15 protein-coding genes are annotated in these 11,976 nt (G+C 66.6%); 13 read left to right on the top strand and 2 right to left on the bottom strand.

The window, feature by feature from the left end; translation table 11 throughout:
- Positions 1-947: 947 nt before the first annotated feature.
- Both I4I78_RS22780 and I4I78_RS22775 read left to right on the top strand, forming a co-directional pair.
- On the top strand, positions 948-1,787 hold the full coding sequence (locus I4I78_RS22780) for a DUF4190 domain-containing protein (RefSeq protein ID WP_218613507.1): 840 nt from the start codon (positions 948-950) through the stop codon (positions 1,785-1,787).
- A gap of 345 nt (positions 1,788-2,132) precedes the next feature.
- Positions 2,133-2,690 (top strand): GNAT family N-acetyltransferase, encoded by a 558-nt coding sequence (locus I4I78_RS22775; protein WP_218613506.1) that lies wholly within the window; start codon positions 2,133-2,135, stop codon positions 2,688-2,690.
- A 530-nt stretch (positions 2,691-3,220) separates the two neighbouring features.
- On the opposite strand, the gene I4I78_RS22770 is transcribed toward I4I78_RS22775, so the two are convergent.
- The gene (locus I4I78_RS22770) at positions 3,221-3,910 is read right to left on the bottom strand and encodes a hypothetical protein (RefSeq protein ID WP_218613505.1); all 690 of its coding nucleotides are present in this window, start codon (positions 3,908-3,910) and stop codon (positions 3,221-3,223) included.
- Between the two features lie 941 nt (positions 3,911-4,851).
- Between I4I78_RS22770 and I4I78_RS22765 the strand changes: the two genes are divergently transcribed.
- On the top strand, positions 4,852-5,643 hold the full coding sequence (locus I4I78_RS22765; protein WP_218613504.1) for a hypothetical protein: 792 nt from the start codon (positions 4,852-4,854) through the stop codon (positions 5,641-5,643).
- 210 nt (positions 5,644-5,853) lie between these two features.
- Positions 5,854-6,507, top strand: a complete 654-nt coding sequence (locus tag I4I78_RS22760; protein ID WP_218613503.1) for a class I SAM-dependent methyltransferase — start codon at positions 5,854-5,856, stop codon at positions 6,505-6,507.
- Positions 6,508-6,563: 56 nt separating this feature from the next.
- Here the strand turns inward: I4I78_RS22760 and I4I78_RS22755 are convergent, their stop codons facing one another.
- Positions 6,564-6,992 carry an NUDIX hydrolase gene (locus tag I4I78_RS22755; protein WP_226380254.1) on the bottom strand — a complete coding sequence of 143 codons (429 nt, stop codon included), beginning with the start codon at positions 6,990-6,992 and terminating at the stop codon, positions 6,564-6,566.
- Between the two features lie 69 nt (positions 6,993-7,061).
- Between I4I78_RS22755 and I4I78_RS22750 the strand changes: the two genes are divergently transcribed.
- The 9 genes from I4I78_RS22750 to I4I78_RS22710 form a co-directional block, all read left to right on the top strand.
- Positions 7,062-7,838: a GntR family transcriptional regulator gene (locus I4I78_RS22750; RefSeq protein WP_218613502.1), complete on the top strand. Its 777-nt coding sequence runs from the start codon at positions 7,062-7,064 to the stop codon at positions 7,836-7,838.
- 129 nt (positions 7,839-7,967) lie between these two features.
- Positions 7,968-8,354 (top strand): hypothetical protein, encoded by a 387-nt coding sequence (locus I4I78_RS22745; RefSeq protein ID WP_218613508.1) that lies wholly within the window; start codon positions 7,968-7,970, stop codon positions 8,352-8,354.
- Complete coding sequence (locus tag I4I78_RS22740) at positions 8,351-8,614, top strand: hypothetical protein (RefSeq protein ID WP_218613501.1); 264 nt, start codon at positions 8,351-8,353, stop codon at positions 8,612-8,614. The genes I4I78_RS22745 and I4I78_RS22740 overlap by 4 nt, the downstream gene beginning before the upstream one ends.
- 275 nt (positions 8,615-8,889) lie before the next feature.
- Positions 8,890-9,078: a hypothetical protein gene (locus I4I78_RS22735; RefSeq protein WP_218613500.1), complete on the top strand. Its 189-nt coding sequence runs from the start codon at positions 8,890-8,892 to the stop codon at positions 9,076-9,078.
- A gap of 3 nt (positions 9,079-9,081) precedes the next feature.
- Positions 9,082-9,432 carry a hypothetical protein gene (locus I4I78_RS22730; RefSeq protein WP_218613499.1) on the top strand — a complete coding sequence of 117 codons (351 nt, stop codon included), beginning with the start codon at positions 9,082-9,084 and terminating at the stop codon, positions 9,430-9,432.
- A 1-nt stretch (position 9,433) separates the two neighbouring features.
- A complete protein-coding gene (locus tag I4I78_RS22725) occupies positions 9,434-9,622 on the top strand; it encodes a hypothetical protein (protein WP_218613498.1) in 189 nt (62 codons plus the stop codon).
- Between the two features lie 101 nt (positions 9,623-9,723).
- Entirely contained in the window at positions 9,724-11,151 is a 1,428-nt protein-coding gene (locus I4I78_RS22720; RefSeq protein WP_218613497.1) for an FtsK/SpoIIIE domain-containing protein, read from the top strand.
- Complete coding sequence (locus I4I78_RS22715) at positions 11,151-11,366, top strand: hypothetical protein (RefSeq protein ID WP_218613496.1); 216 nt, start codon at positions 11,151-11,153, stop codon at positions 11,364-11,366. The genes I4I78_RS22720 and I4I78_RS22715 overlap by 1 nt, the downstream gene beginning before the upstream one ends.
- Positions 11,363-11,976, top strand: a 614-nt coding sequence (locus tag I4I78_RS22710; protein WP_218613495.1) for a hypothetical protein, incomplete at its 3' end; no start/stop codon positions are given. The genes I4I78_RS22715 and I4I78_RS22710, both read left to right, overlap by 4 nt.

Below are 11,976 nucleotides of genomic sequence, written 5' to 3'. Positions count from 1 at the left end.
GAGATCGCGATGACCAGACCCGGCCCGCCCTTGCTCCCCTTGTCGCTCCCACCACCAGCGCCGCCGATCCGCCTATCGGACAACATCGACTCCGCGTTTGGCCACGAGCAGACGGTCGTCGGGACGCGACACGGTGTTACGTTTCGGGCCGAGCGTCGATGGCTCAGGACGTCTACGTGGGTCGGCACATCCTCCGACGAGGACGTCGGTGCGACGTCGGGCAGGCCTATCGGAACAGCCGCGAGGACGACCAGGAAGGCAACGACGATACGGAAGGAAGGGTTTCCGCCCTACAAGCGGTACGTGATCTTGGAGCGGGCCACCCGGTCAGCTCGGTGAGCTGGGGGAAGTGCTCCTCCAATTGGATTCGAACCAACAACCGCCCGAACCAAGATCCACACTATCGGTCGGGAGTCGACGTTCGCCGTTGACCGCGCTGAGCTGCGGAGACACCAAGGGGCGTGGTCGGGCGGTCCTCGCTGGCGGGCGTCGTTCGCCGTTGATTTCTGGGGGTTTGCTGGGGCTCTACCCGCTGCCTGCACCTCGGGTCTGTGCGGCATCCCGTCGACCTGGCGCAGCCCGACCGCGCGACGTCCCGGGCGCAGCAAACATGCCAACCGCCGGCCAACTTGCCAAGCCTGCGCCCGGGTCGTCGTGTGGTAGCCCTCCGGGAGGTCGTCGGGATGCCGCACCCTCCAGCCCATCCCGGAGACCTGCCCGCCCGGCGAGGGCACGCTGTTGATCGTTGCCCCCAGCGCCCGTCGGCCAGCACCCAACGAAAACTCCGCGCAGTAGACGGCCCACCGTCGTCCGTGGGCCTCCACGCTCGCGCCGCTTGGTCGTCGCCCAGTTGACAACACTCGACGGTCACCCTCCGGCCCATCCCGAGCGCCGTCACCGCTGCCACCTACTGGTGCGCTTTCACTAAACAGCTAGCCCATTCGGGTGTGAGCTGGCTGGTCTGGTCGTCAAAACAGATGAACCGCCTACAGGCCGTGAAACGACCTCCGCGGCCGAGCGACAGAGTTAGCGTGACTACCTCACGCGAGCCGGACAACCGGCCCACACCACCCCAGCCCTACTACCAGTCGCCCCAGCAGCCGCCGCCTGCACCGAAGAACGGGCTCGGCACCACCGCCCTGGTTCTGGGCATCCTCGGCGCACTGTTCTCGCTCATTCCCTTCGTAGGAATCATCGCGTGGCCCTTGGTCATCCTCGGGCTGATCTTCGGCATCATCGGCTTCTTCCGCTCCCGATCAGGGAAGGCCACCAACGGCGGGGTCGCCATCGCCGGCACGATCCTGTCGCTGATCGGCCTGATCATCTGCGTGGTCTACGCCTCCGCATTCACCTCCGCGGTCGCGACACTTCCGGCGCCCCCGGCCTCCGCGCCAGCCGCCCCGGGCGCAGTCGCACCGGGCGCAGCGGACGCAACCGGCAACCCCGGCGACACCCTCGCCTCGGGCGACCTGCAGCTGACCGCCGGCCCGCTCACCGACGAGACCCCGCAGTTCAGCGGCCCCCTGAAGTGCACCGAAGTCAGCTACCGCAACACCGGTACGGCGCAGGCCCCCTACAACACGTTTGACTGGAAGATGCAGAACCCGCAGGGCGCAATCACCGAGGCCACCTTCGGCGGCGACAACACGCTGTCCTCCGGCCAGCTCGCCCCGGGCGGTACGACTTCCGGTCAGGTCTGCTTCGACGCGAAGGGCAACCAGGACGGGGCCTACGTCCTGACCTACAACGGGACCCTGTTCGGCAACACGGTGGCCTGGAACAACTAACGCCACACCGCCCACCCTCCTCGCGGACCGTGCCCGGGCCGAGGTAGTCACGCACCATCCCGGGCACGCACAAGAAGGGGTCCCTCTCGTCGAATCTGGCGAGGGGGACCCCCTTTATGACAGCGCTAGTCGGGCCGCGAGCCGGACGTACCGAATTTGGACGTTGCGAGCATCCTGCGGCGCCTCGTAGCCGGAGTGCCGATTCTTTGGTCGAGGCGGGTCGTCGTTGGGCGTCGCTGGTCGGGCTGGCCTGTACCGGATCTGTACCCGCGAACCAGCACACCGCCGTATCGGCGGAGTCGGCTCGTCGGCAGCCGGCGAGGAACTGATCGCTAGCCTGCCGCCGTGAGAGTGCGCCGCGCGACAGTTCCGGACGCTGAGGCCATCGCGAGGGTCCACGTTCGTTCGTGGCAGGTCGCATACCGCGGCCAGCTCCCCGACGGTCTCCTGGACTCCCTCGACCCCGCAGAGCGCATCCCGCGCTGGGGGGCGATCCTCGACGAGACCTCGTGGCCGGGCCAGGGCACGCTCGTTGTCGAGGACGACATCGCAACGGTTGTTGGCTTCGCCAACCTGTCGCCTACCCGGAACGCCGATCAAGATCCGGATGTGATCGGCGAGATCACCTCGTTTTACATCGATCCCACATCGTGGGGCCAGGGCGCGGGCCGCCGCCTGATGACCGCCGCACTTGCAGCGCTGGCGACGAGGTTCGGAAGCGGGACGCTGTGGGTGCTGGACACGAACTCCCGCGCACGGAGCTTCTACGAGTCCACCGGCTGGCGCCACGATGGCGCGGTCAAGGACGACCACGTGGCCGGCGTCCAGATCCACGACCTCCGATATATCCATGAGCTGCAGAGCGCACCTGACAAGGCGCACCGAGACTCAGACAGACGTTGAAGCGGAACGAATCCCGACGATCCGGGGACCTGCGACGTTCGCGAACGCACACGGCCTGAGCTGCTTGAACGTGGTCTGGCACCTGCCACCACCTATCGCGGTTGGTGGACCTGCTGACGAACAGCTGACGAACGCTCCTCAGGCGGGCCCGCCCACCTCGGACTGGTCTGCTCGCCCGGTGGGGCCGGTAGTCAGCTACGCGCCTTCACCCCTACCACCGTCACGCGGTCAGCGACACAGACGGCAGCGGTCGTCCCGCTCACCATTGCCACCCCGACCACCATGCCCACGAAAATGTACAGCGCTCCGACCACCCACAGACCGCTGTTGTCGTCACCGGCCGCAGGCCAGGACCAGGCTGCAGGGAACGCCAGAGTCATGATTGGAACCACGAAGATGCCGGATTTGTCACACACCCGGGGGTGCGCAGCGGTCCAGGATCCCGGATGTTGCTGAGACGTGGACGAACATGACCAACGCTTGAGGGATACACCCGCAGCCACTCGCAGTCGAACGACCTTGAAGCTGGGTCACCAATCTTGGTAGCGATTATACGATGGATCGATCCGCCATGGACGCTCGCGCATAACAGATGGCTTCAGCGCCGCTAGCTTGGTTCGTCTGGCCCAGGCAATAAAATAGTCGATCGGCCTAGACCATGGATGGCCCCCGACAGTCTGTCGAGCGCCCAACATGCTATACCAACGGATACGCTTTGCAGTATCCTTGTTCGGTCGAACCCTCCAGCGTCGTCCAGCATTATCTGTCACCAGGGCGTACTTAATTATTGCGCGAGCGGGACGTGGCGAATCAGGCTCGTAACCTGGCCCGGGGGAATGATCCTGAACTCCAAGCCCGATCCCCTCCCCATGATCCTCCTGCGAGTCAGGCGGAATGAGGCCAATACCGACGCCTACTTCCGAAGTTTTCTCGCCGCGCGCCACATGAAGCGTCTCCTCCGCTACAAGCTTCGACCATTCGGTGATGATCTCATAGCGAATATAGTGAACAGTTACAGGCAAATTGCTTGCATTCTTAATGTGCGAAGTTAAGAACACGCAGGGGAAGTGATGCTCGCGGCTCAATCGAGCGGATACCCAAATCCCTACCTGCTCTATCTGGGATCGCTCCTTGGCGGTCCGCTCTCGCTGAAAGATACGCAAGGCAAGCAGCAAAGAAATTCCGCCGAAGTACGCTGGAACGTTACCCCAGTCGACCATCCTGAGAAAATTGTGCAAGAGATACCACCAGGAACAACGAGTTTGCAGATGACTGGGTCGACGAGATTCGTGCGTTCATACACAACGTTGTGCAGCCCTACTGGCTCACCGTGGTCCGGTCCCTGGCCAGCAGTCGCCCAGTCCTCGGACCTGAAGCACTCGCGACCGGAGTACGTGTATGGGCTGCGCTCCCGGGCCGGCTTTACCGATGACGACCTCGCAGCAGCTGCCGCGGCCGTGACGAACCTGGACATCGGATCCGTCGCCACCGAGACATCCTGGCAGCACGACGGCGAGCCCGCTACCCAGCAAGTAGTTCGTGAAAACCCACTAGCTAACGCACAGAACGGCCCCGCGATGGCGAAACTTTCACCCCACACCGGCGGCTGGAACGCGCAGTTCAACGCGGCCCGGCCCGCCGCCCCGCTCCCCAACATGCCGCGGCTGCGGTTCGAGTGCCATCCCGTCGGCCTGGGCGCGGCCCCTACCGTGCGGTCGTTCGTGGGCGGCCCCCCGACGCACACCGGCGGCCGACGATCGGGAGCTGCTGCCCACGGGCGGCCGTGTGGTAACCCTTCGGGAGGTCGAGGGGGATGGCACGGCCCACCATCCCGGAGGTCTGCCCGCCCGGCGAGGGCGCGCATTTCGTCCCAAAAGGCGGACGCACGGGGGCAGCGCGTGATGGTTCTACGACGAGACCGCAGCCGACCTCGGTTCGTATCCACCTCGGAGACCGACTGCCCGGCGAGGGCGCTCCGGAACTTTTGGCCTGCACGCGCCCCAAGCGACTGCCTGGCGATATCGGAAGGAGCCCGAGAGCCCGCCATAGGACCCCATCGCCACGTTGCTCCATTTCCAGATTCGCGACACCGATCCAATAGATGCGCGAGGATCTAGCTGTCGCTCCCGAGCGGGCCGAGACAACGGGATACAATCGCTCCATGAGCGTCCCAAGAGGGCCTGTCGAGCAGTTCTCCAACAACCTTGGATTTACCGTAATAGCGGTTGTCGCAGACGTCTCCGCTGTAGTCGCAGTCATATACAACCCCGAACTGATCGAGGCGCTATCCCGCAACGTTCAGTGGCTAATTGGGATGATCGCCATCCTAATGCTTGCGGCAGTCGTGTTGTTCGATCTGTATATTAGGGAACGAATACGTTCCCGAGGGGATAAGCAGGCCCAAGACGAGCGCCATACGCGCGAGATTAATGATTTGCGTGCAGTTCACGAGGACGTCCAAGCGGAGTTGTCCCGGAAGCGTGCAGAGGCAGAGCAGGCTCTCGAAGAGGAGAGACGAAGAGCCAACCCGGCCGACCTCAGGAGATGGAGCAAGTTCTGGGAAGATTTCGGGCCGGAATCTACGCTGCTCAAGTGGTTGGATACTCATTTCGACCCGAACGGAGTGCTCGATAGTGTCACGCAATCGCTTGACATCGTGCTGGCCAGGTGGGAAAGAGAGAGGTTTAACTATTACGATCCCGATATGGCCGCGGCAGCGAATGAATTCGAAGTCGCGCTGAGAGAGCTGGACGATAGAACGACAGCCGACTGGTTCTATCAACCCGGACCAGAGGGGCGGGCAAGCAGCGGTCGCATGACAATCCCGCCTGAGTGGAACTACAAGCGAAAGGATGCGGCCGTTAAGGCGATCCAAGAAGCCCGCGAAGACGTCGTCGCGAAATACGCGCAGCTAGTTCGCGTTGCCGCCGAGAAAGGCATACTTGAAGGATAGTATTCATAGAGTCGCGCGATCTTAGAGGGGTTGGATTCTGGCTCGGCGTCGGATGGGGACGGCCGGAGGCCGCACGCCCCGTCCGACGCGGCGGCGGAGCCGCCGCCTTGATACTGAATGGAAGGTCTAGACACGGCGCAGCATCGCAGCGCACCGTCGCAGCGGGGCTGTCTGCCCACGAGAGCATGACCAGGGACTACCGTGCCGGTCGTGAACAGGGACGGCTGGCTGGCTGACACCCGGACCTCCTACGACACGGTCGCAGTCAGCTATGCCTATCAAGTGCGCGGCGCTCTCCCCGAGCACCAGTATCTTCGTACGGCCCTGGCGCTGTTCGCCGAGAGCGTGCGGGCCGTGGGCAATGGGCCGGTAGCGGACGTCGGCTGTGGGCCCGGAGAAGTCACCGCCCACCTCCACGAGCTCGGCGTCGACGCCTTCGGGATCGACCTGTCACCTGGGATGATCGACGTGGCGCGGCGTGATCACCCGGGCCTGCGCTTCGAGGTGGGCTCGATGACGGACCTGGACCTTCCCGCCGCGTCCCTGGCCGGCCTGCTGGCCTGGCAGTCCTTGATACACATCCCCGACGAAGAGGTGCCGACTGTGTTCGGGCACTTCCATCGAGCCTTGCGTCCAGGCAGACCGCTCCAGCTCCTGTTCCACGTCGGCAACGAGTCGGAGTGGAAGACACAGGGCTACGGCGGTCACCCGATGCGCGTGTACGTCCACCGGCGACAGCCGGAGCAGGTAGCAACCTGGCTGCGCGACGCCGGATTCGAGATCGACGCCCACATGCTGCTTGACCCGGGAGGGAAGGCTCCGCAAGCGATTCTCTTCGCACGCAGTAGCCCCAGCCACGCATAGGCACGTTTCACGGCCACCGGGAAGACCACCGCTATCAGAGCGGTCGAGCGGTCCGGTCAGCGTGCGACGAGCTGCACGCCGTCGTGGGCGCGCGAGGCAGCGTTGTCAGTGAGGGCGTCGTGCACACGGACGGCGTACGCGGGGTCCATGTGCCCGCTGACCTCGTCGGGGGTGAGCCAGTCGACCCGGCGGGATTCGTCTGAGGTCGTGGCCTCACCACCGGCGGGCCGGCAGCGGAACACAAGGGCGACGATGCCGCGAGACAGGTTCTTGTAGGCGCCGGTCAGTCGCTCGACCTCGACGTCGATGCCGGTCTCTTCGACGACTTCGCGGCGGACACCCTGTTCGAAGGTCTCCCCCAGCTCCAGCACACCGCCGGGCGGTTCCCAATGGGAGTTGTCGCGGCGCTGAATCACAAGAATTCGCCCGTCGTCGCGCACGACAATTCCGGCCACGCTGACAGAGTGCTTGGGCGAGTCGGTCATGTCCTGAGCCTTTCAGGGAGAGTGTACAACGGTAGGTTACCCTCTCGTCTGGACGACTGGAGGAGTGGCGTGCAGCTTGGGGAACTCGACCGACAGGATGGTCGGCCACCGTATCGGCAGATCGCGGATCACCTACGGGGCGCGATCGACCGGGGTGACCTGCGCGCGGGCGACCGGCTGCCTTCTGAGGCCGAGCTGACCGCCCACTACAGCGTCGCTCGGATGACGGCTCGCCAAGCAATCCAAGAGCTACGCACCGAGGGCCGGGTTGTGGCCGAGCACGGGCGCGGGGTGTTCGTGCGGATGCCGGCGCCGGTCCGTCGGTTGGCGTCCGACCGGTTCGCGCGCAAGCATCGTGAGGCCGGTCAGGCCGCGTTCCTGGCCGAAGCGGACAAGGCGGGAGTCCGTCCGACGGTGGATCAGATCGAGATCGATCGTGTCGCTCCCCCGGCGGACGTCCGGGAGCGCCTGCGGCTGGCTGAGGATGACCGTGTCGCGGTGCGGTCCCGCCGGTACCTCGCCGACGACCGGCCGATCGAGGTGGCGACCTCGTTCCTGCCGCTGGCCATCGCCGAGGGCACGGCGATCCTGGAGGCCGACACCGGGCCGGGCGGCATCTATGCACGGCTGGAGGAGTCCGGCCACGTCCTTGACCACTTCGTCGAAGAGGTCACCGCGCGGATGCCGACCGCGAGCGAGCGTCGTCGCCTGGATCTGGCCGATGGCGTGCCGGTGCTGGTCGTCGTGCGCACCGCCTACGACACCGCGGGCGTGCCGGTCGAGGTCTGCGACACCGTCAAGGCGGCTCCTGCCTACGTACTGGAGTACGACATTCCTGCCCGCTGAACTGCAGGAACGACCGATCTACGAACCTGCCGTTGCAACTCGTCTAGACGTGCTCTACTCTCGTAATTACTCCCCTAGACGTCCAGTCATGAGGGGTCGCGAGAGGAGACGACAGTGAGGGACCTTCCGGTGGTGCTCGACGGCTACAAGCTCACGGTGGTGGAGCCGCCCGCACTGAAGATGCGGCAGGACGCGAACGGCGCTGATGTGCCGGTGACCGATCGGGACGGGGTGGCGCAGTTCGTGGTGTCGCTGTTCGCGAAGCTCCAGGTTGTGGCGGGGCAGCGGGCTCCGAAGGGCGAGGAGATCAAGGTGACGCTGACCGCGGACCCGGGTGAGGGGTACCCGGAGGACACCCGGGTTCAGCTGCTCGACGTCAAGGTCAGCCCGTACTCGATCGACTCGCCCGACGGTCGGACGGTGTCGGGGATCGCGTTCAAGGCGATGGGCCTCAAGCACGCCACCCCGGCCCCGATGCCTGCCCGGCGCAGCAAGGACGGGGAGGGTGACCAGTGACTGCCGTCCCGGACCTGATGCCCTCGTCCACGGTGTGGGTCGGGATGCACGTCTACGACAACACGAGCCTCGGCACCAAGATCTACCCGGCTGATGATCGGGCGACGGTGGAGGCGACCGGTTCCGGCGGGTCGGTGACGTTGTTCCTCGGCCGCCCGGAGATCGCCCGCCTCCGTGGGGTGCTGGAGCAGGCAGAACACGACCTGACCGAACACCAGAACGCAATCGGGGTTCGCGCGACCAGCGACCCGGCCGCCTAAAAGCGGCCCAGCTTCTTCCGCCGGATCGTTCCCGGCAATTCCATTCAATTCCGCGGCGGGGACACGTGTGTCTCCGATCAGGGGTGATCGCAAGTGATGTGTGGCGAATGCAGCGGTAGCCGCGACTGCGATGCGTGTGACGGCTACGGCGACTCGGTCAACGGGATCGAGTGCAGCGCGTGCAGTGGCTCGGGCACCTGCCCGGGCTGCTTCGGAGAAGGCGAGATCAGCGGCCGGGACAACTCGGCACCGCTGGCGGGAACGGAGGCAGGGCGATGAGCACGACCACGATGAACCGGCCACGAGTCATCACGGGTGTGGGCCGGCTGGTGCGGCGGCTGGAGCATGAGCGGCGCCGCTGGTCCCGCACGGAATCCCCGGTGGTTCCGACCGAGCAGGCGTGGCGGGCCGGGGTCGCGGAGGGCCTGCGCCTGGCCCAGGTCGCCATCCGCAAGGGGGTGTAGGCGGTGGCGCTCAACCTCGGGCCACGGGACCGACTGAAGACGCTGCCGAAGGTCAACCGGCGCGCGCTGCGCAAGTACGGCGAGTTCCGGCGGGCCCTGCAGCTCGTCGGGGACGCCCTGGCCCAGGCCGAGAAGGTCGCCGCCAAGGCCACCGACAACGGCACCGGCAAGCGGTCCCGGACCGGGGGCAAGGGCGCAACGGCGAAGGCCGGCGGGCAGGGGCAGCACTGGTCGGTGGCCTCCCCGGAGGACATCTCGGCGGCGGCGAAGAAGTCCCAGGGATCGCTGCGCGTGATGGCCGACTCGGCCAAGAAGTGGGAGGCCGAGCTGGTCTCCCGTGAGTGGAGGAAATGACATGTCCAAGGCCGTCGACCGGACCGTGGAGGAGCTGGACGCGGCGATGCGCGAACTACGGCGCTCGCTGCACGGCATCCCGTACCGCACGGGTGGCTTCAAGAACACCCACGACAACCTCGCGCGCGATGTCGCCGCGCTCACAGTGCAGCTCGATTCGGCGCGTGGAGCGCTGCGCGAGCAGAAATGACCGCCCCTGGTGGTGGGCGCCCGTTGAACTGATTCTTGGCGGAAACAACAACGGGCGCCCCGCTACCGGACCCCAGAAACGCATCCGAAGGACTGGTAGCAATGAGCAAGCGTAGTAGCACCGCAACCCGCACCAACGGCGCAGCCCGCACCCACGCGGGACGCGCCACCCGGCCACCCGGCCGGGAGTTCCAGGGGCTGGCGTGGCTGGCCCGACACCCCGGCTTCGTCCTCGCCCCGTTCCTCGGCAGCGGTGTGCTTCTGACCCTCGGCCTGATCATCACCAGTGGTGTGGTCGCGGGTCTGGTCGTCGGGACGCTCGTGTGGAGCCGGGCGCACCCGGCCAGCTTCGATCGGTTCGCCGCGCCCCGGCTGCGGGCGTTCTGGCGGCGCTGGACGGTCTACCGGGGCCGTCGCTGGGCCCGGCTCATGGCCGACTGCGGCCTGACCCGCGAGCACCGCCACAGCGGCGAACAGCTCGTGCCCCGGGTCCTGCGGGTCCGCTCGTCGTCTCCCACGATCGACACGATCTACGTCCGCACGGTCCGCGGCCAAGACGTCGCGTTCTGGCAGGAGAAGGCCTCGATCCTGTGGGAGGCCATGATCGTGCACCGGGTCGCGATCACCCGGCACCGTCCCGGCGTCCTCGCGATCGTCATCGAGTGGGAACTCCCGTTCACCCGGGTCATCCCCGCACCCGACATCCCGGAACATGTCGACGAGGTGGACCTTCGGGCGCTGGAGATCGGCGACAACGAACACCGCCAGCCCTTCACCGCCTCCGTCATCGACGGCCACCGCCTCGTGGCCGGGCGCACCGGCTCCGGGAAGGGCTCCGTCCTGTGGGGCACGCTGCGGTCCCTGGGTCCGTGCATCCGCGACGGCGTCGCCCGGGTCTGGATGGTCGACCTCAAGGGCGGGGTGGAGACCGAGCAGGGCGCTCCGCTGTTCCACCGCTACGCCACCAGCATGGGTGAGGCACTGAAGCTGCTCACCGAGTTCCGCGACTCGATGCGCGACCGCCAGGACTGGATGCGCGACAACAACATCCGTAAATGCACCCCGTCGGAGCAGACGCCGGTGGAGCTGCTGGTCATCGACGAGATGGCCATGCTCACCGCCTACGGCGACCGAACAGCAGTGCGCGAGGCCCTGCGGCTGCTCGCGGAGATCATGACCCAGGGCCGCGCGTCGCTGTTCTCGGTGCAGGGCTACCTACAGGAGCCCAGCAAGGACGTCCTCGACGTCCGGGAGCTGTTCACCCAGCGAATCTGCTTGGCTGTCACCGCCGCCAGCCACGTCGACATGGTGCTCGGCGAAGGCGCCCGCGAACGAGGAGCGCTGGCCGATGAGATCCCCGGCGATGACCGGCACGCCGGGATCGGGTTCGTCATCGACCACGGCTCCCGACTCCCGGTCCGGTTCCGGGCCGCGTACGTCACCGACGACGACATCACCGAACTCGTCGCACGCTGCGCACCCCGCAACGCCGACGTGATCGCCCTGGCCGGGGATCGGGGGGCCGCCTGATGGGCACGACGACCATGTGGGCCCTGCGCATGTGGGCCAAGCTCACCGTCCTACTCGTCCTGATCGTCGGCGGCTCCTGGCTGCACTTCGGCACCCACTCCGGCTGGTTCTGGATCATCACCGCCATCGCCGCCGTGACCGAGTGGTACCTCGTACGCCAACTCGCCCGTGAATGGTCCTGGGAGGCCCGCTCCACCTGGTGGTGGTCCGCATGACCAGCCCAACCGGATCGACCGTGCAAGGGGCGCTGTTCGGCGACCCGGCCATCATCGACACCAGCAACGAGGGCCAGACCGAGACGCAGGACCCGCGGGAGGTCGCTCGCATCGTCCAGGCGGCGCAGGAGCCGGGGTTCCTGGTGACCGAGCGGACCGGGCTGGTCCTGCGGGCGGATGCGGCCCGTCCGGGCTGTGCTGAAGCCGTCTCCCGCCACGACGGAGACACGGTCGGGCAGCTGCTCGACTCCGGTCACCTCCGCCTCGGCGGGACCCACCACGTCCACCACAACGGCGACGAGGGTCCGGCCCGCTCGGTGCTGGTCCCCAAGGCCACCCGCGACATGGTGACCCGCTGGGACCACCTCCGACCCCTCCCCCAACCGGCCGCACCGACGGACAAGCCAAGGAAGCGGGCGCCGTCCCGGTCGTCCGGGGTGATCGGTGTCGACGTCGTCGAACCCGGCAAAGCGCTGGTGATCCTCTCGGGCACCGGGGCAGGCGGGACTGTGCTGCGCGATAGCGGCCGGTACCGGGTCGAGAACGACCACGGCGCCCTCGTCGGCCACGCCTCCTCCTACCGGGCCGCAGCGAAGCTCCTGGCCCGCTA

Source organism: Pseudonocardia sp. KRD291 (assembly GCF_019263595.1).
Lineage (GTDB): Bacteria > Actinomycetota > Actinomycetes > Mycobacteriales > Pseudonocardiaceae > Pseudonocardia.
Note: the sequence above shows the minus strand (reverse complement) of the source record. Positions and strands in the feature narration are given on the sequence as shown.